26 protein-coding genes are annotated in these 24,353 nt (G+C 71.7%); 16 read left to right on the top strand and 10 right to left on the bottom strand.

Annotated features, from left to right (window positions below; translation table 11 throughout):
* Positions 1-10 precede the first annotated feature (10 nt).
* A complete protein-coding gene (locus tag NBW76_RS08525) occupies positions 11-1,687 on the bottom strand; it encodes a protein kinase (RefSeq protein WP_082481980.1) in 1,677 nt (558 codons plus the stop codon).
* 104 nt (positions 1,688-1,791) lie between these two features.
* Between NBW76_RS08525 and NBW76_RS08520 the strand changes: the two genes are divergently transcribed.
* Positions 1,792-3,018: an FAD-binding domain-containing protein gene (locus tag NBW76_RS08520; protein WP_056555503.1), complete on the top strand. Its 1,227-nt coding sequence runs from the start codon at positions 1,792-1,794 to the stop codon at positions 3,016-3,018.
* Positions 3,015-3,971, top strand: a complete 957-nt coding sequence (locus tag NBW76_RS08515; RefSeq protein ID WP_056555501.1) for an SDR family NAD(P)-dependent oxidoreductase — start codon at positions 3,015-3,017, stop codon at positions 3,969-3,971. Before NBW76_RS08520 ends, NBW76_RS08515 begins: the two co-directional genes overlap by 4 nt.
* 602 nt (positions 3,972-4,573) lie before the next feature.
* On the opposite strand, the gene NBW76_RS08510 is transcribed toward NBW76_RS08515, so the two are convergent.
* A complete protein-coding gene (locus tag NBW76_RS08510) occupies positions 4,574-5,731 on the bottom strand; it encodes a PQQ-dependent sugar dehydrogenase (protein WP_056555498.1) in 1,158 nt (385 codons plus the stop codon).
* A 91-nt stretch (positions 5,732-5,822) separates the two neighbouring features.
* Here NBW76_RS08510 and NBW76_RS08505 point away from each other — a divergent pair, with 91 nt between their 5' ends.
* Positions 5,823-6,266, top strand: coding sequence for a hypothetical protein (locus NBW76_RS08505; RefSeq protein ID WP_055965604.1), 444 nt, complete (start codon positions 5,823-5,825; stop codon positions 6,264-6,266).
* Between the two features lie 39 nt (positions 6,267-6,305).
* On the opposite strand, the gene NBW76_RS08500 is transcribed toward NBW76_RS08505, so the two are convergent.
* Complete coding sequence (locus NBW76_RS08500) at positions 6,306-7,007, bottom strand: spermidine synthase (protein WP_056555495.1); 702 nt, start codon at positions 7,005-7,007, stop codon at positions 6,306-6,308.
* A gap of 366 nt (positions 7,008-7,373) precedes the next feature.
* Here NBW76_RS08500 and NBW76_RS08495 point away from each other — a divergent pair, with 366 nt between their 5' ends.
* From NBW76_RS08495 to NBW76_RS08485, 3 genes are all read left to right on the top strand, one after another.
* Positions 7,374-8,978 (top strand): peptide chain release factor 3, encoded by a 1,605-nt coding sequence (locus NBW76_RS08495; protein ID WP_055965599.1) that lies wholly within the window; start codon positions 7,374-7,376, stop codon positions 8,976-8,978.
* A 143-nt stretch (positions 8,979-9,121) separates the two neighbouring features.
* Positions 9,122-10,735, top strand: coding sequence for a ribonuclease J (locus tag NBW76_RS08490; protein WP_235493034.1), 1,614 nt, complete (start codon positions 9,122-9,124; stop codon positions 10,733-10,735).
* 37 nt (positions 10,736-10,772) lie between these two features.
* Entirely contained in the window at positions 10,773-11,162 is a 390-nt protein-coding gene (locus NBW76_RS08485; protein ID WP_235493033.1) for a MerR family transcriptional regulator, read from the top strand.
* A 57-nt stretch (positions 11,163-11,219) separates the two neighbouring features.
* Here NBW76_RS08485 and NBW76_RS08480 read toward each other — a convergent pair whose 3' ends face one another.
* Positions 11,220-11,678, bottom strand: coding sequence for an SRPBCC family protein (locus NBW76_RS08480; RefSeq protein WP_055965594.1), 459 nt, complete (start codon positions 11,676-11,678; stop codon positions 11,220-11,222).
* Between the two features lie 93 nt (positions 11,679-11,771).
* Positions 11,772-11,918, bottom strand: coding sequence for a GPGG-motif small membrane protein (locus NBW76_RS08475; RefSeq protein ID WP_164468781.1), 147 nt, complete (start codon positions 11,916-11,918; stop codon positions 11,772-11,774).
* Positions 11,919-12,039: 121 nt separating this feature from the next.
* Here NBW76_RS08475 and NBW76_RS08470 point away from each other — a divergent pair, with 121 nt between their 5' ends.
* On the top strand, positions 12,040-13,071 hold the full coding sequence (locus tag NBW76_RS08470; RefSeq protein WP_200932680.1) for a zinc-binding dehydrogenase: 1,032 nt from the start codon (positions 12,040-12,042) through the stop codon (positions 13,069-13,071).
* A gap of 25 nt (positions 13,072-13,096) precedes the next feature.
* Here NBW76_RS08470 and NBW76_RS16860 read toward each other — a convergent pair whose 3' ends face one another.
* The 3 genes from NBW76_RS16860 to NBW76_RS08460 form a co-directional block, all read right to left on the bottom strand.
* On the bottom strand, positions 13,097-13,228 hold the full coding sequence (locus tag NBW76_RS16860) for a hypothetical protein (protein WP_255353828.1): 132 nt from the start codon (positions 13,226-13,228) through the stop codon (positions 13,097-13,099).
* 379 nt (positions 13,229-13,607) lie between these two features.
* A complete protein-coding gene (locus NBW76_RS08465; RefSeq protein ID WP_056555488.1) occupies positions 13,608-13,826 on the bottom strand; it encodes a hypothetical protein in 219 nt (72 codons plus the stop codon).
* Between the two features lie 90 nt (positions 13,827-13,916).
* On the bottom strand, positions 13,917-15,053 hold the full coding sequence (locus NBW76_RS08460; protein WP_250246826.1) for an oxygenase MpaB family protein: 1,137 nt from the start codon (positions 15,051-15,053) through the stop codon (positions 13,917-13,919).
* 152 nt (positions 15,054-15,205) lie between these two features.
* Between NBW76_RS08460 and NBW76_RS08455 the strand changes: the two genes are divergently transcribed.
* Together NBW76_RS08455 and NBW76_RS08450 are read left to right on the top strand one after the other, a co-directional pair.
* Positions 15,206-15,892, top strand: coding sequence for a TetR/AcrR family transcriptional regulator (locus NBW76_RS08455; protein ID WP_056555483.1), 687 nt, complete (start codon positions 15,206-15,208; stop codon positions 15,890-15,892).
* A gap of 102 nt (positions 15,893-15,994) precedes the next feature.
* The gene (locus NBW76_RS08450) at positions 15,995-16,399 is read left to right on the top strand and encodes an SRPBCC family protein (protein ID WP_055965581.1); all 405 of its coding nucleotides are present in this window, start codon (positions 15,995-15,997) and stop codon (positions 16,397-16,399) included.
* Between the two features lie 20 nt (positions 16,400-16,419).
* Here the strand turns inward: NBW76_RS08450 and NBW76_RS08445 are convergent, their stop codons facing one another.
* Both NBW76_RS08445 and NBW76_RS08440 read right to left on the bottom strand, forming a co-directional pair.
* Positions 16,420-16,992 carry a hypothetical protein gene (locus tag NBW76_RS08445; RefSeq protein ID WP_156364831.1) on the bottom strand — a complete coding sequence of 191 codons (573 nt, stop codon included), beginning with the start codon at positions 16,990-16,992 and terminating at the stop codon, positions 16,420-16,422.
* 85 nt (positions 16,993-17,077) lie between these two features.
* A complete protein-coding gene (locus NBW76_RS08440; RefSeq protein WP_055965577.1) occupies positions 17,078-17,728 on the bottom strand; it encodes a TetR family transcriptional regulator in 651 nt (216 codons plus the stop codon).
* Between the two features lie 158 nt (positions 17,729-17,886).
* Here NBW76_RS08440 and NBW76_RS08435 point away from each other — a divergent pair, with 158 nt between their 5' ends.
* From NBW76_RS08435 to NBW76_RS08405, 7 genes are all read left to right on the top strand, one after another.
* Positions 17,887-18,978, top strand: a complete 1,092-nt coding sequence (locus tag NBW76_RS08435) for a ferredoxin reductase (protein WP_055965575.1) — start codon at positions 17,887-17,889, stop codon at positions 18,976-18,978.
* Between the two features lie 15 nt (positions 18,979-18,993).
* Positions 18,994-20,268 (top strand): acyl-CoA desaturase, encoded by a 1,275-nt coding sequence (locus NBW76_RS08430; RefSeq protein ID WP_082481978.1) that lies wholly within the window; start codon positions 18,994-18,996, stop codon positions 20,266-20,268.
* Between the two features lie 118 nt (positions 20,269-20,386).
* Positions 20,387-20,620 carry a hypothetical protein gene (locus NBW76_RS08425; RefSeq protein ID WP_056555481.1) on the top strand — a complete coding sequence of 78 codons (234 nt, stop codon included), beginning with the start codon at positions 20,387-20,389 and terminating at the stop codon, positions 20,618-20,620.
* A gap of 15 nt (positions 20,621-20,635) precedes the next feature.
* Positions 20,636-21,937 carry an NAD(P)/FAD-dependent oxidoreductase gene (locus NBW76_RS08420; protein WP_056555478.1) on the top strand — a complete coding sequence of 434 codons (1,302 nt, stop codon included), beginning with the start codon at positions 20,636-20,638 and terminating at the stop codon, positions 21,935-21,937.
* A complete protein-coding gene (locus NBW76_RS08415; protein WP_235493013.1) occupies positions 21,934-22,752 on the top strand; it encodes a DUF1365 domain-containing protein in 819 nt (272 codons plus the stop codon). Before NBW76_RS08420 ends, NBW76_RS08415 begins: the two co-directional genes overlap by 4 nt.
* Entirely contained in the window at positions 22,749-23,981 is a 1,233-nt protein-coding gene (locus tag NBW76_RS08410) for a cyclopropane-fatty-acyl-phospholipid synthase family protein (RefSeq protein ID WP_055965569.1), read from the top strand. Before NBW76_RS08415 ends, NBW76_RS08410 begins: the two co-directional genes overlap by 4 nt.
* A 93-nt stretch (positions 23,982-24,074) precedes the next feature.
* A complete protein-coding gene (locus tag NBW76_RS08405) occupies positions 24,075-24,353 on the top strand; it encodes a WhiB family transcriptional regulator (protein ID WP_055965567.1) in 279 nt (92 codons plus the stop codon).

Below are 24,353 nucleotides of genomic sequence, written 5' to 3'. Positions count from 1 at the left end.
TCCCGAACGGTCAGGGCCTGCCCTGGCCCTTGCCCTTCCCACCGGCCGTCGTGTCCGCCTGCTCGGCGGTCTCCTCGATCGGCTCGACGGTCTCGGACGGCTCCTCGTCCTTCGGCTTCGCCGGCTTCTCCTCCTTGGGCTCCTTCTTCTCCTCGCCCTTCGGCTCCTCGGGCTTCTTCTCCCTGGGCTCGGCCGGGTCCTCCCCGCCGGACGTGCCCGACCCGGAGCCCGACGAGACCGACAACGTGACGGTCGCGCCCACCTCCTGGCGACCCGTGCGGTCGAGCGCCAACACCGTGCCCGCCGGCTCAGCCGACGCGACCGGGGAGGTCTTCACGTCGAAGCCGAGCTTCTCGAGCGCGTCGGTGGCGTCGTCGACCGACGTGCCCACCAGGTCGTCGGGCACCGAGACGAAGCCGGAGGCCACCTCGAGGGTGACCACGTCACCGTCGGCGAGCGGCCCACCGGCGCGAGGACTCTGCGCGGCCACGACGCCCTTCTCGACGTCCGGGGCGTCGACCTCCGTGATGCGCACTCGCCCGCCAGCGTCCTCGACCTCGTCGGTGGCGTCGTCGACCGACCGGCCGACGACGTCGGGCACGGTGGGGTCGTCCCCACCGAACACGCCGCCGAACAGCCCGCCGCTCATGCCGATCAGCAGCGCGACGACGGCCAGGGCGGCCACACCGGCGAACATCCGTGTCCGGGTGGCACCGCGCCGTCGCTCGTCGTCCTGCGCCGGCACCTGCGTGGTCGCCGACGCCGCCCCGGCAGCCGCCAGCGGTGCGGGCGAGACGACGGTCGCCGGACCGGTGTGCGCGACCGTCATCGGGCCGGTCGGCGCGTCGGTCAGCGCGGGGATCACCGACGTCGCTCCGCCGGTGCTGCGCTCCACGGTGTCGCGAACCTGTGCAGCGGTCGGGCGCAGCGCAGGATCCTTGGCCGTCATCGCCACGACCAGGCGCGCCAGCTCGTCCGGCACCGACGCGGGCAGCGCCGGGAGCTCCTCGCTCACCTGGGCCAGCGCTGCGGCCACGGACGTCTCGCGGCGGAACGGCGACGTGCCGGTGAGGCACTGGTAGGCGACCAGACCGAGCGAGTAGACGTCGGACGCGCCCGTGGCGGTCTGTCCGCGTGCCTGCTCCGGGCTGATGTACTCGACCGTCCCGAGCACGGCACCGGTCTCGGTGAGCGGCTCCGGCGCCACCCCCAGGGCGATGCCAAAGTCCACGAGCACCGGCCGCGAGTCGGTGGACAGCACGATGTTGGCGGGCTTGACGTCGCGGTGCACCACTCCGGCCTCGTGCGCCGCGGCGAGCGCGTCGCCGACACCACCGAGGAGCCGCTCGACGGGCTCGACGCCCAGCGCACCGCGCCGTCGCAGCACGTCCGACAGCGGGACGCCCTCGACGAGCTGCATGACGATGAAGGGGTCGCCGTCGGGGCTCGCGTCGTCCTCGCCGACGTCGTGGACCGTCGCGATGCCGGGGTGGTTCAGCAGGCCCGACGTCCGGGCCTCCGCCATGAACCTCGCCCGAGCGGCGTCGTCGCCGACGCGGTCGCCGCGCAGGACCTTGACGGCCACGTCGCGACCGAGGCGAAGGTCGCGGGCGCGGTAGACCTGACCCATGCCGCCGGAGCCCAGGACCTCGCCCAGCTCGTAGCGGTCGTTCAAGCGTTCGGCCATCAAGCCAGGTTAGGACAGCCCGCCGGGGTGCGCCTCTGGGAAGAGCGTCCCGGTTCGCCTCGTTTCGAGTCGTCGGGCGGCTCGGCCGGTGGCACGCTGGTCGCGTGCCCTCGCTCCCCCCGTTGCCGCCGGTCGACGACACCGACGCGGTCGTGGCGTGGGTGGCCGAGCACCTCGGCAGCCTGACGCTCGAGGGACCCGACGCCGTCCGCCCCGGCGGGCACCGCGGCGGGCAGACCGCGGCCGACACCGCCCTCGCGACCCTCGACGTCGCGGGCTACGCGCGTTCGCGCTCGACCGTGCTGCCGGAGTCTCGGCGGGGCGCCAGCCGGCTCTCGCCGTACATCACCCACGGCCTGCTGGACCTGCCGACGATGTGGGACGCCGTGGCCGACGCTCCCGCGGCGGACCGCCGCCGCTACCGCGACGAGCTGCTCTGGCAGGAGTACGCCCGCCATGTCTACGCCCGGCTCGGACCCGCCATGCGCGAGCCCCTGCGCCGGGAGCCGCCGCACCCCGACGTCGACCCCGACTGGGACGAGCAGATGGCCTGCATCGACTGGGTGCAGACGTCGCTGGAGACCGACGGCTGGCTCGTGAACCAGACGCGCATGTGGTTCGCCTCCCACTGGACCGTCAGGCACGGACGCGACTGGCGTGCGGGCGAGGACCACTTCTACCGGCACCTGCTCGACGGTTCGCGCGCCGCCAACCGGCTCGGCTGGCAGTGGACCGTCGGCGCGGGCACCGGAAAGCCCTACGGCTTCAGCCGCTGGCAGGTCGAGAAGAGAGCCCCCGAGCTGTGCCGGGGGTGCGCCCTCCGCGACGCGTGTCCGATCCAGGGGTGGCCGGACGCCACGCCCGGGCCCGATGTCGAGCACGCCCCGGTCCGCGTCGGGCACGCCGCCGGCGCACCTGGCCCGGGTCCGGACTCACCGGTGGTCGAGGGAACGCCCGAGGCCGTCTGGCTCACGCCCGAGTCGCTCGGCGACGCCGACCCCGCCCTCGTGGCCCAACCCGACCTCCCGGTGGTCTACGTCTTCGACGAGCCGAAGCTGCGCGAGCTGCGCCTGTCCGGCAAGCGGCTCGTGTTCCTCGCCGAGTGCCTGGCCGACCTCGCGTCCCGTCGTGACGTCGAGGTGCGGCTCGGCGACGTCGGCGAGGAGCTGGCCGGCCGACCGCTTGCCGCCACCTTCGCGCCGGTGCCGTGGTTCACGAACCGGGCGGCGCACCTCGACCTCGCGGTGGTCCACCCGTGGCGGTGGCTGGAGCGACCGACCTCGCAACGTCTCACCTCGTACAGCGCCTGGCGCAAGGGAGTCCACCGATGACCACACCACTGGCCGACCTCGGCGCCCACAGCACGGCCCTCGAGGTCGTCGACGGGATCGACCTCACCGGGCGCACCGTCGTCGTGACCGGAGGAGCGTCGGGCATCGGCATCGAGACGGCGCGTGCGCTCGCGTCGGCCGATGCGTCCGTGACGATCGCGACCCGCGACCTGGCGGCCGCCGAGCGCGCCGCCGCGGACGTCGTCGGCACCACGGGCAACACTCAGGTCCGGGGCGCACACCTCGACCTCACCGACCTCGACTCCGTCGACGCGTTCGTCGCGGCCTGGGAGGGCCCGCTCGACGTGCTCGTGAACAACGCCGGCGTCATGGACACGCCGCACCGCACGACGAAGCACGGCTGGGAGCTCCAGCTCGCGACCAACCACCTCGGCCACTTCGCCCTGACGCTCGGTCTGCACGACGCGCTCGCCGACGCCGACGCGGCCCGGGTGGTCGTCGTCTCCTCCAGCGGCCACGGGTCCTCCCCCGTCGTGCTCGACGACCTGATGTTCGAGCGGCGCGCCTACGACCCAGGACTCGCCTACGGGCAGTCGAAGACGGCCAACGTGCTCTTCGCCGTCGAGCTGACCCGTCGGTGGGCCGACGAGGGGATCACCGCGGACGCCCTCATGCCCGGCGGCATCTGGACGGGCCTGCAGAAGCACTGGGACCCCTCGCACCTGGAGGACCTCAAGCGGCAGACGGCCGGTTCGGGCGTCGTGAAGACCCCCGAGCAGGGCGCGGCGACGTCGGTGCTGCTCGCCGTCCACCCCGAGGTGGTCGGCTCGGGTGGTCGCTACTTCGAGGACTGCCACGAGGCCGAGGTCGTCGACCAGATCGTCGACGGCGTGCACGGCGTCCGGGCCTACGCCCTCGACCCCGACGCGGCCCGCGCTCTCTGGGACCGGTCGGTCGAGCTGCTGGCCGAGGCCGGTCACCCCGTGCGCTGAGCGTCGAAGGGCTCTCGCCGGCTGGGGCGTCGTCGTGGCCGGGGTCTCGACTGCTGCTGCGTCGCTCGGCTGGACCACCGCTTGCTGCGGAGCTCCCTCGGCTGGGTCTTGGCCTACGGCTGCGTCACCGTGGCTACGAGTGGGAGCGGTCTCCGAAAGGGCCTCGACCGGCGGACGGGTCCGGGCTCGGGCGAGCACTCGGAGCGCGGCTCGGGGGTCGCAAGGTTCTGCGTTCGTGGGTGATGGGTCGAAGGATGCTGCGTTCGCTACGGGATCCCGTCGTGAACGCAACATCGTTCGGGTCTCTGCACGCGAAGGCAGAATCCTGCGTCGGCCGGGCCGCGTCGTGCGGTGGGTGGGTGGGCAGAGATTCTCCCTTCTCGTGGACCGTTCCACGCAGAAGGAGAATCCTTGCTCCGGTCGAGGCCTTTCGGAGACCACACCCACTCGGACTCACAGCGACGCAGCAGCACGTGAAAGGACGGCCGGAGCGTCACAGCAGCACCTCAGAGCCGGACCGAGCAGCGCAGCGGCGAGCGAAGGGCCAGCCGCCTCAGAACGCTGGGTGATTCCCAGGTCGACCTGGGAATCACCCACCGCCGTCAGGCGGGGGCGAGGCGGAGCAGGCGGCCGGAGCCCTCGTCCTCCAGGATCCAGATGGAGCCGTCGGGGGCCTGCTCGACGGCGCGGACGCGCTCGCCGTCCCAGAGCGTCTCGTCGTCGCCCGCGGTGGTGCCGTCGACGTCGACCCGCACGAGCGCCTCGCCGGACAGCGCGCCGAGGAACGCGTCGCCCGTCCACTCCGGGAACAGGTCGCCGGTGTAGATCATCAGGCTGCCCGGGGAGATCGACGGCGTCCAGCCGGTCTTCGGCGCCTCGAAGCCGTCGCCGTCGGCGTGGTCGGGGATCTCGCCACCGCCGTAGTCGCTGCCGTTCGACGCCTCGGGCCAGCCGTAGTTGGCGCCCTTCTCGATCACGTTCAGCTCGTCGCCGCCCTCGGGACCCATCTCGCTGGACCAGAGGGTGCCGTCCGGAGCGAACTCAAGGCCCAGCGGGTTGCGGTGCCCGTAGCTCCAGATCTCGGCCGAGGCGCCGCCCTCGTCGGCCAGCGGGTTGCCCTCGGCCGGCTCGCCGTCGAGCGTGAGCCGCACGATCGTGCCCAGTGTGTTCGACGTGTCTTGCGCCGGCGTCTTCTTCTGCCGGTCACCCGACGACACGAACAGGTGCTCGCCGTCGGGGTCCACGGCGATGCGGTGCGAGAAGTGCCCGTTGCCCGAGACCTTGGGCGTCTGGCGCCAGATGACCTCGAGGTCGGCCAGCGACGCCTCGTCGTCGGACGTCTCGAGCGTCGCGCGGCCGACGACGGCGCCACTGCCTCCGGAGCCGGGCTCCACCCAGCTGAGGAACACCTGCTGGTCGTCCTCGAAGGTCGGCCCGGCGACCACGTCGCCCAGACCGCCTTGGCCCGCCACCGCGACGTCGGGCACGCCGTCGACCTCGACGCGGTCGCCGGTCTCGGCGTCGCGCAGGTGCAGGGTGCCGGTGCGCTCGGTCACGAGCAGGTCACCACTGCCGGGCAGGAACGTCATGGCCCACGGGGCGTCGAAGGCGTCGATCTCCTCCACCTCGAACGGCGGGTTGCCGCTCGCGCTCGACGCCGACGTCGAGCCGGGCGTGGCCTCCGCGTCGTCGCTGCGGTCGGTGTCGCTGGAGCAGCCCGCCACGAGCACGGCCGCCAGTCCCAGTCCGAGAAGCCTCATGCCTCGAGTCTCGCCGACCCCGCCAAGGTCCGCAGGTCTGCGCGACCTCGCAGCGGATGCCGCGATCGTCCGATGGTGCGACGGTGGAGACATGACCGCTGAGCAGCAGGACCGTCCCGCCGACCGCCACCGTCGACCCGACGGCGTCACCGACGCCACGGTCGAGGCGCTAGGGAAGCTGAGCGAGGCGCTCGAGGCCGTCGAGGAGGCCCGTGGCTCGCTGTACGCGTTCCACCGCCTGTCCGGACATGCGGACCTTCAGGCCGGCGAGGCGGCCGACATGCTGCGCGAGGCCGGTCACGCCGAGCTGGCCGACCGGGTCGAGACCGAGCTCATCGGCCGCAACGTCATCGAGGGCCGGTGGACCTTCCAGCTCGTGGAGGAGTACGACGAGGGCTACTACGCCACCTTCCGCGACCTGGAGCGTGCCGCCCGCGACGACCTCGCGGAGGGCAAGCCGCACCTCTTCGAGGCCGAGATGAAGGAGGACCGGCGCACGCGCGGCCGGCGTCACCACGAGGCGACCCCCGACTGACCAGCCCCACTGACCAGCCCCACTGACCAGCCGCGACGCTCAGGCGGCGTCGCGCCGGGCCACGTAGATCGTCGCGGTGGACGTTCCCCCGGTCAGCGGGTTGTCGAACGTGACGACGTGCGCCTCGGCCTCGGCGAACGCCGCGCGCATCACGGCGACGAACTCGGTGTCCGGCGGCTCGTCGGACCACAGCCCGAAGATCCCGCCCGGCGTGAGCATGCGCGCGGCCGCCTGCTGGCCCTCGACGGTGTAGAAGTCACCGTGGTCGGTGCGCAGCACGCGGTCGGGTGCGTGGTCGATGTCGACGAGCAGCACGTCGACCGGCCGCTCGAGCCGTTCGGCACGCACGAGGTCGAAGAAGTCGTCCTGCACCAGGCTGGTGCGGGGGTCCGTGGCGAGACCGCGGGTGTCGTCGAACAGCTCGTCGCGGTGCCAGGAGATGACGGGAGCCAGTGCGTCCACGACGATCAGCTCGGTGACGCGGTCGTCGCGCAGCGCCTCGAAGGCGGTGTAGCCGAGTCCCAGCCCACCGACCAGGACGCACAGCTCGTCACCGTCGGCGGCGTCGAGGCCCAGGGTCGCGAGCGCCCGCTCGCTGACGGTGAACTGGCTCGACATGAGGTAGTCGTCGCCCAGCTTGACCTCGTGCACGTCGCGCTGGGTGGCGAGGTCGAACCGCCGCCGCAGCACGATGAGGCCCCACGGGGTCTCGGCCCAGTCGAGCTCCTCGAACCTCACCATCGAACCCCTCCTTCGGACGCGTCCCGGCCTGCACCGTAGCGGACGCCGGGCGAGGCGATCGTGCGTCGGCGACCGGGCCTCGCGCCCACGCTCGAGATTCCCGCCCGCACCTGAGGGCCCGCCAGAGCCGAGTGCCCCGCACCCACCTCGGTTCTCCCCCACTCACCATGGCGCGCACGCCACGGTGAGTGGCAGGAAACCCAGGTGAGCTCGCGATTCCCATCAGGTGATGGGAATCGCGAGGCCCGTGGGGCGGGTCCTTCGGCCACAGGAGAGGTGGTCGGGACCCCGTCCGTGTGTCGTCGCGCGACCCGCAAGACGGCGCTGCCGGTCCGTGCACACTGCCGCGCCGTTAGAGTCGGGTCGATGTCCTCCCCCACCTCCCTGCTCGCCGAGGCGGCTCGCCGCCGGACCTTCGCGGTGATCTCGCACCCCGACGCCGGCAAGTCGACGCTCACCGAGGCCCTGGCCCTGCATGCCCGGGTGATCTCGGAGGCCGGCGCCACGCACGGCAAGGCCGGGCGCAGGGCCACCGTCTCGGACTGGATGGAGATGGAGAAGGCCCGCGGCATCTCGATCTCCTCGACGGCGCTGCAGTTCGAGCACGAGGGCCACGTCATCAACCTGGTCGACACCCCGGGTCACGCCGACTTCTCCGAGGACACCTACCGCGTGCTCTCGGCCGTCGACTTCGCGGTGATGCTGCTGGACGGCGCCAAGGGTCTGGAGCCCCAGACGCTCAAGCTGTTCGACGTCTGCCACCGCAGCGGCATCCCCGTCATCACCGTCATCAACAAGTGGGACCGACCGGGACTCGACCCCCTCGAGCTGCTCGACCAGATCCAGCAGCGGATCGACATCCGACCCACGCCGATCACCTGGCCGATCGGCATCGCCGGCGACTTCCGCGGCGTGCTCGACCGTCGGCACGGTCACGCTGTCGAGTACGAGCGCACCTCCGGCGGCGCCACCCGCGCGGGCGAGACGGTCCACGCACCCGAGCGCGCCGACGAGGTCTTCGGCGACCCGTGGCAGGAGGCCGTCGGCGGCGTCGAGCTCCTGAGCGCGGACGGCGCCGACCACGACCCCGAGTCCTTCCTGGCCGGTCGCACCACGCCCGTGCTGTTCGCAGCGGCGGCCCTCAACTTCGGCATCACCCAGCTGCTCGAGGTCATGCTCGAGCTGGCGCCCGCGCCTCGTGCGCGCCTGGACGCGAAGGGCGACCCGCGACCGGTCGACTCCCCCTTCAGCGCCTTCGTGTTCAAGATCCAGGCGGGCATGAACACCGCTCACCGCGACCACGTGGCCTTCGCACGGATCTGCTCGGGCGTGTTCGAGCGCGGCGAGGTCGTCACCCACGCCCAGAGCGGGCGGCCGTTCGCCACCAAGTACGCGCAGAACCTGTTCGGACGCGACCGCGAGACGACCGACCTCGCCTACCCCGGCGACGTGATCGGGCTGGTCAACGCGTCCCAGCTCGCCATCGGCGACACCCTGCACCTCGGCCCGACTGTCGTGTACCCGCCGATCCCCAAGTTCGCCCCCGAGCACTTCGCGACCATCACGGCGCGCGACACCTCGCGCTTCAAGCAGTTCCGCCGCGGCATCGAGCAGCTCGACCGTGAGGGCGTCGTGCAGGTCCTCCGCTCCGACTTCCGCGGCGACCAGGCCCCGGTCCTGGCGGCCGTCGGCCCCATGCAGTTCGAGGTCGTGACCGACCGCCTGGCCCGCGAGTTCAACGCCGAGACCAGGCTCGAGCCCCTCCCCTACACCGTCGCCCGGCGCATCGAGCCGGCCGACCGCGAGACCCTCGCCGGCACCAACGGCGTGGAGACGTTCGAACGCAGCGACGGCGCTGCCCTAGCGGTCTTCTCCGACCGCTGGCGGCTGCAGTTCGTCGCCCGCAACCACCCAGACATCACCTTCGAGTCGCTCTCAGCCGACGTCGATGACCGCACTCCCACCTCCTGAGGAACCCCATGGCCAACAACAACGGCAACCGCAGCAACAACCGCAACCGCAACGGGAACGGGAACACCAACAAGAACAACCGCTCCGCCACGAAGCCGAGGCGCCAGGCACCCTCCCGCCTGCCGAAGGGCGGCCTGCGGGTCATGCCGCTCGGCGGCCTCGGCGAGGTCGGCCGCAACATGACCGCCTTCGAGCACGACGGCAAGATCCTGCTCGTCGACTGCGGCCTGCTGTTCCCCGAGGAGCACCAGCCGGGCATCGACGTGATCCTCCCCGACTTCTCGGCCATCCGTGACCGGCTCGACGACGTGGTGGGCCTCGTGCTCACCCACGGCCACGAGGACCACATCGGTGCCACGCCCTACCTGCTGCGCGAGCGGGGCGACATCCCGGTGATCGGCAGCAAGCTCACCCTCGCGTTCGTGAGCGCCAAGTTCCGCGAGCACACGGTCGACCCGCCCCTGAAGACCGTGGCCGCCGGCGACGTGATGAAGCTCGGTCCGTTCGAGCTGGAGTTCATCGCCGTCAACCACTCCATCCCCGACGGCCTCGCCGTGGCCATCCGCACGTCCGCCGGCCTCGTGCTGCACACCGGCGACTTCAAGATGGACCAGTTCCCGCTCGACGACCGCATCACCGACCTGCGCGCGTTCGCGCGGCTCGGCGAGGAGGGCGTCGACCTGTTCCTCACCGACTCGACCAACGCCGAGGTGCCGGGCTTCACCACCTCCGAGCGCGAGCTGCAGCCGGCCATCGAGACCGTGTTCCGCACGGCCCCGCGCCGCATCATCGTCTCCAGCTTCGCCAGCCACGTGCACCGCATCCAGCAGGTGCTCGACGCCGCGCACGCCAGCCGGCGCAAGGTCGTGTTCGTCGGCCGGTCGATGGTGCGCAACATGGCCCTCGCCCAGGAGCTCGGCTACCTCAAGGTGCCCAAGGGACTGCTGGTGGACCTCAAGGCCGCGAACAACCTCGCCCCGAACCAGGTCGTGCTCGTGTGCACCGGCTCCCAGGGCGAGCCCATGGCCGCACTGGCCCGCATGGCCGACGGCACCCACCAGATCGACGTCGGCGAGGGCGACACCGTGCTCCTGGCCAGCTCGCTCATCCCCGGCAACGAGAACGCCGTCTTCCGGCTCATCAACGGCCTCGCGTTCCGCGGCGCCAACGTGGTGCACTCCGGCAACGCGAAGGTCCACGTGTCGGGCCACGCCAGCGCCGGCGAGCTCGCGTACTGCTACAACATCGTGCGACCCAAGCACGTGCTGCCGGTGCACGGCGAGTGGCGCCACCTGCACGCCAACGGCGCCATCGCCGAGCGCACCGGCATCCCCCACTCCTCGGTGCTGCTGTGCACCGACGGCGACGTCGTCGACCTCGTCGACGGCCACGCCCGGGTCAGCGGACACCTGCCGAACGAGCACGTCTACGTCGAGAACATGGTGGTCGGCCGCACGACCGAGCACACGCTCGAGGAGCGGCGCACCCTCGCCAACGAGGGCATGCTCACGATCATCGCGATCGTCGACGTCGAGCGCGGCACGTTCGCCGAGCCGCCGGAGTACGTGATGCACGGCCTCATGGAGGACCTGCGCGACTTCGAGCCGCTCACCCAGCAGCTGGCCTCGGCCCTGAAGAAGGCGGACGGGAAGACGCCGGCCGACGCCGAGGAGTCCATCGAGCGCACCGCCGCCTCGTGGATGCGTCGCACCTACCGACGCGAGCCGATCATCCACGCCATCGTCGTCGAGGAATGACCGACGGCGGGGCCACGGGGGGATGAGCGCCGTGCAGATGCAGATCGGCGAGATCGCCGAGCGCGTCGGCCTGAGCCTGCGCACCATCCGCTTCTACGAGGAGGCCGGGCTCGTCATCCCCGACGCGCGCAGCACCGGAGGCTTCCGGCTGTACTCCGAGGCCGCCGTGGCGCGGCTCGAGCTCATCAAGAAGATGAAGCCGCTGGGCTTCTCGGTCGAGGAGATCGGCGAGGTGCTCGGCATCCTCGACCTGCTCCAGGACCCGGCCGCCACGACCGAGCAGACGCAACATGCCCTCGACCGGCTCGACGAGGTCCGGGCGACGGTGGTCGAACGCCTCGAGGAGCTCGAGGCCAAGACCGAGGCGGCCCGTGGCTTCGCGCGGGACCTGGCCGCTGTCGCACAGAGGAACCGCCCGTCCGAGTGATCGGACGGGCGGCTCGCCTGCTGGTCGCGACCGGAGGTCAGGACCGGACGTGCTCGCTCAGGGGTGCTCGACGTCGCCCCGCCAGGCGCCGGTCTCCTGACCGCCCCGGGACTCGATGAACTTCTTGAAGTTCCGCAGGTCGCCCTGCGTGCGGCGCTCGAGGATGCCGGTCTTGTCGGCCACCTTCTCCACGAAGCCCTCGGGATCGACGTCCATCTGCACCGTCACACGGGTGCTGGTGTCGCCGAGGCGGTGGAACGTCACGACGCCCGCGTGCTCAGGTCCGTCGTCGGAGCGCCAGGCGACCCGCTCGTCGGGGTGCTGCTCGGTGACGGTCGCGTCGAACTCACGCGTGACCGGTCCGACCTTGATCACCCAGTGCAGGTGCGTGTCGTCCCGCTGGTCGATGCGCTCGACGCCCTCCATGAACTGCGGGAAGTCCTCGAACTGCGTCCACTGGTCGTAGGCGGTGGTGACGTCCACGTCGACGTCGATGGTCTCGGTGATGGTGCTCATGGGTGTCCTTTCGCAGACTGCCCATGACCTACCCGGTGCCCGGCCCCCCGAAACGCTCCCGTGGAAGCGCCCCGGTCCACGGCACGGTCCGCGTCAGGTCAGCAGGCTCACGCCGCCGGGTCCGACGAGCAGCGCCACGACGATCAGCACCGCGCCCCAGAGGATGTCGCCGCGCACGATGCGCAGCACGCCGATGATGCCGATGACCACGGCGGCGATCCACAAGATGGTGTCCCACATGATGGTGCTCCTTCCCGCCCGGTCCGCGCTGGACCGGTCGTTCCCGTCAACGTAGGACCGGGCGGCCGGGCGCGCATCCGGAGCGATCTTCCGGAGATGGGAGGATGGGACGGTGCGCGCCATGGTCCTCGACACTGTCCGTGCGTCTCCGGACGTGCGGGACGTCGCACGTCCGGTGGCGCCCGACGGCGGGGTCGTCGTCGAGGTTCGTGCCACCGGGCTGTGCCGCAGCGACTGGCACGCCTGGGCCGGGCACGAGGACCTCGTGTTCCCCCACGTCCCGGGGCACGAGCTCGCCGGTGTCGTGAGCGAGGTCGGGTCCGGCGTGGCCGACTGGGCGGTCGGCGACCGGGTCACCACGCCCTTCGTGTGCGGGTGCGGACGCTGCGACTGGTGCCGAGCCGGCGATGCCCAGGTGTGCCCCGACCAGCAGCAGCCCGGCTTCACGCACTGGGGGTCGTTCGCCCAGCACGTCGCCCTGCACGCGGCCGACACGAACCTCGTCGCCGTGCCCGACGGCGTCGAGTTCGCGACCGCCGCCGCCCTGGGCTGCCGGTTCGCGACCGCCTACCGGGCTCTCGTCGCCCGGGCGCGCCTGCGCGAGGGCGAGTGGGTCACGGTGGTCGGTGCCGGCGGCGTCGGCCTGAGCGCCGTCATGGTCGCGCACGCCCTGGGTGCGCGCGTCGTGGCCGTCGACCGCAACCCCGAGGCCCTGGCCGTCGCCGCCCGTCTGGGCGCCGAGCACACCGTGACGGCCGACGACGACGTGCCCGCCACGGTCGCCGACCTGACCGGCGGCGGGTCCCACGTCGCCATGGACGCGGTGGGGAGCGAGCAGACGAGTGCGACGTCGCTGCTGAGCCTGCGGCGTCGGGGCCGCATGGTGCAGGTCGGCCTGCTGCCCGGTGTCGAGGGACATCCGCGAGTCCCGCTCGAGCGGGCCATCGCCTGGGAGCTCGACGTCCTCGGCAGCCACGGCATGGCCGCCGTCGACTATCCGCCGATGATGGAGCTGGTGGCGAGCGGACGACTGCGCCCCGACCTCCTGGTGGAGCGCACCATCGGCCTTCAGGCCGCAGCCGCCCTGCTGCCCACCTTCGACCAGGCGGCCGTGGCCGGGATGACGATGATCGACCCGTGGTTGCCCGAGTGACCTGATCGGCTCGCGTCGCCCGACGTCACGGTGAGCCGTGCTCGGCCCACCACCGGGACGTCGCTGCCTCGGCCTCGGCGTCGTGGATGCGCTGGAAGTTGCGGCCGCCGCGAGCGAAGGTGGCGGGCACCGCGGCGGGGACGTCCGACCACGGCACGGGCGCGTCCGACCACCGGCAGGAGCGGACGTGCTGGAGGTCCGCCGCTGCCGCTGCAGGCGCTTCGTCGAAGCGCCACTCCCCCTCGATCCGGCCGAGCCACAGATCCGCGTCGTCGTCGCGTGTCCAGACGAAGTCGCCGACGGGCAGGGCGGCGAAGCGCTCCAGACGGGCGGCGACACGCTCACCGTGCTGCTGCTCGACCCGCCCGATCGCCTCGTCGAGGTTCGCGGGAGTGACGTCGAGTCGACCGCCCAGGCCGACGACACCACGCCGCAGCGCGTGCTCGACGGCTGCGGCGTGGTCGACGGTGTCGTCGCGCGAGCGCAGCGGCGCCCGGTGGACGGCGGGGTGGACGGGACTCAGGTGCCGACCTCGGTCAGCCGAGCACGGAGGCGGCGTCGACGTCGCCGTCGGCGGCCTCGATGGCCTCGGCGAGTGCGGTCACGTGCTGGTCCTCCAGCGTCACGTCGGCCTCGCCCAGGCCCTTGCGCAGCTCCGTCTCGACGGTGCCCTCGGGGGCACCGTCCTGGTAGGCGCCCACGCGGTCGACGACGTTCTGGACAGCTTCGAGCTTCTCGGGGGTCAGATCAGTCATGCCCTCGACGCTACGCACCGGCGGACGATCCGCAATCCGACCTCGGAGCGCCCCGACCTCGGAGCGCCCCGACCTCAGAGCGCACCGACCTCAGAGCGAGCCGACGTCGGGCGCGGTGTCACCGAAGTACCGGTGGAGCTGCTCGTCGCGGTAGCGCGCGGACCACGTGTCGATGTGGCGGCGACCCCGTTCAGTCCTGCCCAGCACGCGGTACCGCACGGCGTTGCCGACCAGGGCGTTGACCGTGGCCCACGGCAGGCGCAGCGGCAGCCCGAGCTCGCGCATGCTCGCGGTGCCGAGGAACGGCCGGAGCATGCTGAGCAGCCGTCGGGGTGCGTACCAGCGGTGGAACCGGGCGAACCGGCGGTAGTGCAGGTGCGGCTGCGCATCGACGATGCTCTGCGTCAGCCTGCGCCCGGCGTCGGTGATGTCGTCCTGGCTCAGCAGCACGTGGTAGTTGAAGTGGTGCTGCTCGCGCTCGGTGTCGAACAGCCACGCCTCGTCCACGCCCAGCAGCCAGCCGATGTAGCGCCACAGGTGCATCACCGCTCGAGACTCGTCCTTGGAGACCGGCACGCCGAGCGCGCGCACGCCCAGCAGCAGCGCTCCCGAGAACAGCCCGAGCGTCGCGGCCTGGTCGGTCTGGTTGATCGGGGCGCCCCAGTGCCCGGTGTCCCAGCGGTCCCCCTCGGAGAAGCGCTGGTTCACGATCGCGTGCATGAGCCGGACGTGCACCGTGAGTCGCCAGCCGAGCGCTCCGGGGCGCATGGCGCCGGGCTGGGAGACGGCGATCGTCCAGTGCTGGGTCTCGGCCAGCCGCCGCACCGTCGTCTCGCCCGTCAGTCCACCGGTCGCGACGAGCAGGTCGGTGGGCCCGCCGAAGCGGTAGCCGCCGATCAGCGACAGCTGGAGCAGCACGTCGCCCGCGTTGCGGCCGAAGGTCCGGTAGACCCGCGCACCCTCCTCCAACAAGTCCCAGTCGACCCAGTCCGGCGTCGTGGAGACCACGCCGAGGAGGTCGCGGAGCACCGGTGGCGCTCCCTCCAGGTCCCCCTCGAGCGCGCGACGCAGCTGGTCGTGGGTCACGCGGTCCGCGCCCTTCGCACGGAACGCCGCGGCCACCCGCGCTCCGGGGTCGTCGATGCGCAGGTAGCACTCCCCGATGGACCGCAGGAGCGACTCGTCGACCTGACGCACCCGACCGAACACCCGCAGGGGGCGACCCATGCGAGCACCTCGCGCCTGGGCGGCCCGGTGCCGGGTGGGCACGGGTGCGGTGTCGGCGGGAGTAGGCGCGGGACGAGCAGGAACGGTGCCGGCCGGAGCGGAGGTCATGCGCAGGAGCGTGACACGAGCAATTGCTCGCATACAATTCGCGTATGAGCCGACCACCCGAGACCCTGCGCAAGGCGCCCCGCCAGGACCGGTCGCGCCGGATGGTCGAGCGGATCCTCGAGGCTGCCAGGCTGGTCCTCGTCGAGGAGGGGTACGAGCGCGCGACCACCAATCGCATCGCCTCGCGTGCCGAGGTCAGCCCAGGCTCTCTCTACCAGTACTTCCCCGACAAGCAGGCGATCCTGGTGGCGGTCATCGACCGGTACTCCGCCGAGATCGGCGAGGAGCTCACCGCCGTGCTCGCCGACCGGCTCGACCTGCCGCCCGACCAGCTCGTCCGAGCGGCGTACGAGGGACTGCTCGACGTGCTGGAAGAACACCGCGAGTACCTGCGCCTGGTCACCCAGGAGCTGCCCCTCTCCCGCGTCGCCGGCCACGTCGGGCAGGTCGAGCGTCGCGTCGCCGACCTCGTCGGGGCGTACCTGACGGTCTCCCGCACGCCCACGCCGCTGCCCACGTCAGCCTCGGCGTGGCTGCTGGTGCGCATGGTCGAGCACCTCAGCGTCGACTACGTGCTCCAGCGACCCGACATCGCTCGCGACGTGTTCGTCGAGGAGCTGGTGCACCTCACCGCGGCCCACCTCGCCGCCCGGCCGGCCACCGCGGTGCCCGCGGTGGCGGAGCCCGCCGGCGCGCGGCCCGACGGCACGGGACCCGCCGCCCGGAGCTGACGACCTGCCGACGTGAGCAATGCCTCACCCCCCGGGCGAGACAGGTGCGGACCCGGCCTGTTGGATGGGGCGAGCACACGTCGCCCAGCCCGGAAAGTTCGCATGAGCCGCATCTCCCGCAGGACCTTCGTCGCCGCCCCCACCGACCTCGTGTGGGAGCTCGCCCAGGACTTCGCCCGTTGGCACCCCCGCCTCAGCATCTACTCCGGAGGCCCGGAGGCGGACGCCGACCTGGTCGTCACGGTGCTGAGCCAGGACGACGAGACCCGCACGCTGTCGTACTCGATGCCGGAGCCGCCGTTCCCGATCTCCGAGCACCGCGCGACGATCGAGGTCCAGGAGGGCGCCGGCACCACGTGCTACGTCGAGTGGTCCGCGGAGTTCGAGTCCGACCCGGGCATCATCCACCTGCTGGAGGACCAGCTCGGCGACGACGTGTTCCGCCTCGCGCTCGACAAGCTGGCCACCGCCGCCCAGGACCAGCACGCCGCCAACGTCCTGGCCTGAGGGCCGCCCGAGGGCCTGCCTCAGGCCCGGACCAGACCCAGCACCTCGCGGGCCTGGTCGGTCAGGGCGCCGCCGGCGGCGCCGCGCGGGACGTCGGTGAGGAACCCCCGGCGCCGCGCCTCGGCGACGCGGTTCGTCCAGGTGCCGGCGCTGCCGCCCAGCGCCTCGGCCATCCGCTTCGACGGCGCACGCTCCCCGCGCTCGACGATCCGCGCGTACTCCAACGCGACGGCTGCGAGCGCGAGGTCGTCGCGCCCGAGCCGTCCCGATCGCTCCTGCAGCAACGCCTGCACGGTGGTGAGCGGCTCGGCGTCCTGGCCGGCGCTGCGGGTGGCCAGGCGTCGCGCCTCGGCCACGAGGGCGCCGAGCGGAAGCTCTCGCACGTCGTTGCCGGCGAACGACCGGTCGCCGGTCCCCCGCCGCACCACGAGCTCGCGCACCGACCACTGCCGATGACTGCCCTCGCGGTGCAGGCGCAGCCCGACCGACCACTCGTCGGCGACCCGCAGCGCGACGAGGCGCTCACCGTCGGCCGTCACGCCCACGGCGTGCTCGCGCGTCACGTCGTCGAGGAGCGTGCCGAGATCATCCATGCGCAGCACCGCCTGACTGATGGTGGTAGTCCCTTCACGGTACCACCGGACCCTGAGCCCACGCTCCCTTCGAGAGGGCGGTCGGTCAGCTCCGCCAGTCGCGGAAGCCCAGCACGATGAGGCGCATCTCGCGGCGGGCCTTGCGCTTGATCTCCTCCTCCAGGTCGGTGCGACCGTCGGGGGTCTGCACCACCTGCTCGGCGCGGTAGACCATGTTGCGGACGAAGAGCCCCGAGGCGAGCTTGACGTCCTCGGCCGACCACGTCTCGATGTGCGGGAGCCGCGCCAGCACCACGGCGAGCTCGGAGATGAACAGCTCGAGCTCACGCTGGATGGCCTGCCGCACGGCGTCGGAGCCGCTCGCACGCTCCCGGGCGACGAAGCCGAAGTGGGCCTTGTTCTGCTTGACCACCCGCACCAGGATCTCGGCCGACGCGTCGATGATGTCGGCGAAGGTCTCGGGGTCGCGCTGCGCGTCGCGGATCATCGCCCGCAGGGTCCCGAACGACTGCTCCACGAGCGCGAGCCCGAGCTCGTCCATCGACGCGAAGTGCCGGTAGAAGGCCGTCGGGACCACACCGGCCTGGCGGGCGACCTGGCGCAGGCTGATCTGGGCGAAGCCCTGGTCGCGGCTCAGCTCGAGGGCGGCGGCAAGGATCGCGTCGCGCGTGCGCTCCTTCTGCGCCTGGCGCGTCGTCTCCGCACGGGGCGACGCGGCTCGTCCTGCTTCCGCCACGCCTGGAGTCTAGGCCGTGCCGCCGTCGTCCCCTCGGTGAACGCGTGTGTCGCCGTGTGCCAGGTCACCGACTCGCCCTCTTGCCCTGCAGTGGTTCACACCCCCACACTTTGAGTGTACGCTTGTACACCGAACGACTTCGACTGGAGAGGAACCGCATGGGACTCGTCCGTTCCGCCCTCGCCTCCCGCGCCGTGGCCTCCTTGACGTCGCCCAAGTCCCTCGACCACTACCTCGACCAGGTCCATCCGCTGTGGACCGTCGAGGCCGTGCGCGCCCGGGTGGTCGAGGTGCGACGCGAGACCGGCGACGCCAGCACCGTGGTGCTGCGTCCCAACGGCGCCTGGAAGGGCTTCGTCCCCGGCCAGCACGTGCAGTTCGGCATCGAGGTCGACGGCACCCGCAGGGTCCGCGTGTTCTCCGTCTCCAGCTCCCAGACCGCGTCCGACGGCACCTTCAGCGTCTCCGTGAAGGCCCACCCCGACGGCTACGTCTCCCAGTTCCTGCACCGCGAGCTCCAGCCCCGCACCGTCGTCTACCTGTCGCAGGCCGAGGGCGAGTTCGTGCTCCCCGCCGAGGTGCCCGAGGACCTCCTGCTGCTGAGCGGCGGGTCCGGCATCACCCCGGTCATGTCGATGGCGCGCACGCTGCGCGACCGCGGGCACCGCGGCCGGGTCACCTTCCTGCACTACGCACGCTCGCGGGGCGACGAGATGTTCACCCCCGAGCTCGACCGCCTGGCCGCCGAGCTCCCCGGAGCCACCGTGGTCCGCGTCTACACGCGCGAGCCCGAGGTCGGGGCCGAGCTCGAGGGCCGCTTCGCACTCGACCACCTGCGCCGGCTCGACGTCGACCCGACGGTCGCCACCACCTTCTGCTGCGGGCCGGCCGGCCTGATCGCCACCGTCCGCGACACCTACGACGAGCTCGGCGCACGCGACCTGCTGCGCACCGAGTACTTCAAGGTCCCGTCCGTCGACCTCGACGCGGCCGACGCCACGGGCACCCTCAGCTTCGACGACGCCGGCACCAGCACCGACAACAGCGGCAGCACCATCCTCGAGCAGGCCGAGGCCGCCGGTCTCACGCCCGCCTTCGGCTGCCGCATGGGCGTCTGCAACACCTGCGCGGTCAAGAAGCTCAGCGGCGCCGTCCGCCACGTCGTCAGCGGCGAGGTCAGCGCCAACACCGACGAGACCATCAAGGTCTGCGTCAACGTCCCTGTCGGCGACGTCAGCGTCGCACTCTAAGGAAAGGGAGTCCCCATGTCTCGCAAGCGCACCCCGATCGCACCGTTCAGCGCCTCGGAGCACAACGCCGCACCGGAGCCGCTCGTCGGCGCCGACGCCTCCAAGCGGTCCACCATCGGCCTGGAGTACATGAGCTACGAGGAGCTGGAGGGGTTCGGCGAGGAGCTGGACGCCATCCGCCAGCGCACCCTCGACTCGCTCGGCCAGGCCGACGCCGACTACATCCGCCGGGTCATCCGCATCCAGCAGACGTTCGAGGTCCTCGGCCGCATCGGCATCTTCACGCCGTTCTTCTGGCCCACCTTCGTGGCCGGCATCGTGTTCCTCGGCCTCTCCAAGATCCTCGAGAACATGGAGATCGGCCACAACGTCATGCACGGCCAGTACGACTGGATGAACGACCCGCTGGTCGACGGCAAGCGCTACGAGTGGGACAACGTGGCACCGGCCGAGGACTGGAAGCACGGCCACAACTACATCCACCACACGTACACGAACATCCACGGCATGGACCGCGACATCGGCTACGGCCTGCTGCGGATCGACGACGACCAGCCCTGGTACCCGAACCACCGCTTCAACCTGCCGCTCGCCTTCGCGCTGATGCTCTTCTTCGAGTGGGGCGTGATGTACCACGGTCTCGAGCTCGACGAGTACCTCGGCGGCAAGATGACGAAGAAGGAGTTCCGCGACCGCAAGAGCCGCGCCGCGCGCAAGGCTCGCCGCCAGGTGCTCAAGGACTACGTGACCTACCCGGTCCTGGCCATCGCGCTCGTGCCGTTCGTCGGCTGGTGGGCCCCGCTCGCCGTCCTGGGCGCGAACTTCGCGGCCAACCTGATCCGCAACATCTGGACCTTCCTCATCATCTTCTGCGGCCACTTCCCCGCCGAGGTGCAGACCTTCGCCGAGGAGGACGCGCAGAACGAGACCCGCGGCCAGTGGTACCTGCGCCAGCTGCTGGGCTCGGCCAACATCAGCGGCAGCCGCGCCTTCCACGTGATGAGCGGCAACCTGAGCCACCAGATCGAGCACCACCTGTTCCCCGACATCCCGGCGCGCCGCTACCCCGAGGTCGCCCGCGAGATCCGCGCGATCTGCGAGAAGCACGGCCTGCAGTACAACAGCGGCCGGTTCAGCAAGCAGCTCGCGAGTGTCGCTCGCCAGCTCGCCGGCTTCTCGCGCAAGCCCGACGACCCCTACAAGCAGGGCAAGAGCCCGGAGTCCAAGGCCCTGCGTCGCGCCAAGCGCGAGGCCGCGCAGCAGCGCGAGTCCGAGCACGCGGCGGCCTGAGCGAGCCCCAGGTCCGCCACGAGACGACGCCCCGGCACCGCCCGGGGCGTCGTCGTGCGGCATCCCGGCGGTACGCCACAATGGACTCGACCGGACGACCACCCTCGAGGAGACGGCCATGGCGATGAGCCGGCGCGAGATCGCGAAGGACGCCGTGCAGCAGGGCGTGGAGGCGGCGATCACCACGGGCGGGCGCATCAGCGCCATCCTGTTCGACACCGCGCGTCGCGTCACGACCGAGGTCGGGGCGTTCGGCACCGAGCTGTTCGAGATCACCGAGGCCAGCCGCCGCGCCGGGGAGGACCCCGACGACGGCGGACGCGTCACACCCACCCATCCGCAGGACCACTGAGGGCGAATCCCTTTCATGACCAGCTCCCCGACGTCCGGCTCCCCCACCTCCGAGCGTCGCCCCCGCGTCGCCGTCGTCGGTTCCGGCGTCTCCGGCCTCACCGCCGCCTACGTGCTGCGCAGCACCCACGACGTGACGCTCTTCGAGGCCGACGACCGCTTCGGTGGCCACGCGCACACCCACGCGCTCGAGGCCGACGGCACCACGCACCACGTCGACAGCGGCTTCATCGTGCACAACGACCGCACCTACCCGTTGCTGCGTCGCCTGTTCGCCGAGCTCGACGTCGACGTGCACCCCACCGAGATGTCCATGAGCATCCGGTGCGAGGGCTGTGGCCTGGAGTACGCGGGTGGCCGCAAGCTGCCCGGGCTGTTCGCCCAGCGTCGGCGCGCGTTCGACCCCACCTACCTCGCGATGCTGGCCGGCGTGAAGCGGTTCCAGCGCGCGGCACTGGCCCTGCTGGACTCCGAGCCCGACGCATCAGAGCCCCAGACGTACGGCGACTTCTTGACCGCGCACGGGTTCTCGCAGCACTTCGTGGCCCACTACGCCATCCCGGTCGTGTCGTGCGTCTGGTCGTCCGGCCAGGAGACGGCGCTGCAGTACCCGGCGCGCTACCTCTTCGCCTTCCTGCGCCACCACGGCTTCCTGTCCATCTCCGGCTCGCCGCAGTGGTTCACTGTCCAGGGCGGGTCGGGCTCCTACGTGCAGCGCGTGACGGCCGCCATCGGCGACGTCCGCGCCTCCACCCCCGTGCGTGGGATCTCGCGCAAGCCCGACGGCGTCGTCGTGCTCGACGCGTCCGGCACCGAGCACCAGGTCGACTCGGTCGTCATCGCCACGCACGCCGACGACGCACTGGCCCTGCTGACCGACCCCACCGACGAGGAGCGTCGCGTGCTCGGGGCGTTCACGTACTCCCACAACGAGACCGTCCTGCACCAGGACCCGAGCGTCCTCCCGCGCGCCGCCGACGCCCGCGCCGCGTGGAACTACCGGATGGACACGTGCAGCGGACGCGGCGACAGCACGGCGGTCACGTACTGGATGAACCGGCTGCAGGGCATCGAGAGCAGCAAGCCGTACCTCGTGAGCCTCAACTCCACGAGCCGCATCGACCCCACGTCGGTGCTGGCCACCATGCAGTACACCCACCCCGTGTACACGCCGACGTCGGTCGCGGCGCAGCAGGACCTCCCGTCGCTGTCCGGCGGGCGCACGGCCTTCGCCGGCGCGTACCACGGCTGGGGCTTCCACGAGGACGGCTGCCGCTCCGGCGTCGAGGCGGCGCGATCGCTCGGGGCGAGCTGGTGACCACCCCCCTCGAAGACACCTCCTCGAGCACCGGTGCCGGCTCGGCGGGCCTGCCCGCCGTCCCCGCACTCGTCGTGGGCGCGGTCTCGCACACCCGGCGCGTGCCCGTCCGACACCGGTTCAGGTACCGCATGTACCAGTGGCTGGTCGACGTCGACGACCTGCCGCGTCTGCCTCGCTGGCTGCGACCCTTCTCCACCTTCCGGGCGGCCGACCACATCGGCGACCCCGACCGCACGCTGCGCGAGAACGTCGAGACGTTCTGCCGCGAGCAGGGCCTCGACGCGACCGGCCGACGCATCCTCATGCTGGCCAACGCACGCACGCTCGGGCACGTCTTCGACCCGCTGACGGTCTTCTGGGTGCTCGACGGCGACCGCACGGAGGCCATCGTGGCCGAGGTGCACAACACCTACGGCGAGCGGCACGCCTACTTCCTGAGGCCCGACCCGCAAGGCCGCACGAGCACCGACAAGGCGTTCTACGTCTCCCCCTTCTTCACGGTCGCCGGCCGCTACGACCTGCAGTTCCGCCTGCAGGCCGAGGCCGTGGCCAGCACCGTCATCCTGCGCCAGTCGCCCTCCGACGACGGCTCACCCGCCACGACGCCCGGCGAGGCCGTCTTCAGCGCCACGTTCCGCGGCGAGCCCCGACCCGTCACCGCGGGCCGGCTCGCGCGCCTGCTCGTCTCCATGCCGTTCATGACCCATCGGGTGAGCCTGCTGATCCGAATCCATGGTGTGTGGCTCTGGCTGCGCCGACTCCCGGTCGCCCCGCGACCGGCTCACGAACCCCAGAAAGGCACGACCCGATGACCGACACCCTTGCCACCCGCTGGCCCGGCGTCGCGCAGACACCGCGCACCCCCTTCAAGGCACGTGTGGCCAAGGCTGTGGTGCGGCCCGCCATCAACACGCTCCCCGTCCGTCTGACGTTCCCCGACGGCACCGCCTGGGGCGCCGGCGGCGCAGCCGCACCCGAGATGCAGATCCGCCGACCCGCGGCCTTCTTCAGCCGACTCGGCCACGACACCAAGATCGGCTTCGGCGAGGCCTACATGGCCGGCGACTGGACCGAGGGCCCCGACACCGACCTGGCCGACCTGCTCACGCCGTTCGCCGAGCGCCTCACCACGATCGTGCCGCCGGCACTGCAGAAGCTGCGCGCGCTCGTCGATCGCCAGCTGCCCCAGCACGAGCGGAACACCAAGGAAGGCTCTCGTTCCAACATCGAGCGCCACTACGACCTCTCCAACGACCTGTTCCAGCGCTTCCTCGACCCGTCGATGACGTACTCGGCCGCGTGGTTCGAGAGCCCCGACGAGTCGCTCGAGCGCGCTCAGCAGCGCAAGCTCGACGGCATCCTCGACCAGGCCGGCGTCGGCGAGGGCACGCGGGTGCTCGAGATCGGCAGCGGCTGGGGCTCGCTGGCCATCCGCGCTGCGCAGCGCGGCGCACAGGTCACGACGATCACGATCTCCAGCGAGCAGGCCGCCCTGGCCCGCGAGCACTTCGAGGCGGCAGGGGTGTCCGACCGCATCGACCTGCGCCTGCAGGACTACCGCGACGTCACGGGCGAGTTCGACGCCGTGGTCAGCTGCGAGATGATCGAGGCCGTGGGCGAGGAGTACTGGCCCACGTACTTCGCCAAGATCGACGAGGTGCTCGCCCCCGGCGGCAAGGTCTCGATCCAGGCCATCACGATGGCGCACCACCGGTACCTGACGACGCGCAACTCCTACGGGTGGATCCAGAAGTACATCTTCCCCGGCGGTCTCATCCCCTCCCCCGAGGCGATCGACCTCTCGCTCGCGAACCACACCCGCGGGCTCGAGGTCACCGAGCGCCGATCCCTCGGCCAGGACTACGCCCGCACGCTGCGCCGCTGGCGCGACGACTTCGACCGCAACTGGGCCGACATCGCGACGTTCGGCTTCGACGAGACCTTCCGGCGTCTGTGGGACTTCTACCTCGCGTACTGCGAGGCGGGCTTCGCCGCCGGGTACCTCGACGTCTTCCAGCTGCGCATGGAGCGCACCGCCTGACCTTCTTCGTCACACTCGACCCACCCATCCTCCGGGTCGGCGGCGGCGAACTCCTGATGAGGGAAACATCCCGCGTAGCGTCAGGAGGGCATCGTGGCGAGCACCAGCCGACTTCCGGATCCGATCCAGGAATCGTACGAGTGGCAGCACGCGGGAGCGTGCCGTGGCGTGGACACGGAGACGTTCTTCCCGCCGGAGACGGAGCGCGGGCCGCGCCGACGTCGGCGCGAGGCCGCGGCGAAGGCGCTGTGCGCGACGTGTCCCGTGGTCCAGCAGTGCCTCGACCACGCGCTCTCGGTGCGCGAGCCGTTCGGCGTGTGGGGCGGGCTCAACCAGACCGAGCGCGAGCACCTGCTGCGCGCGGCAGGCTGA

The sequence above is a fragment of the Aeromicrobium sp. Leaf245 genome, assembly GCF_942548115.1.
In the GTDB taxonomy this organism is placed as follows: Bacteria; Actinomycetota; Actinomycetes; order Propionibacteriales; family Nocardioidaceae; genus Aeromicrobium.
This window is presented reverse-complemented; position numbering and strand designations above follow the sequence as displayed.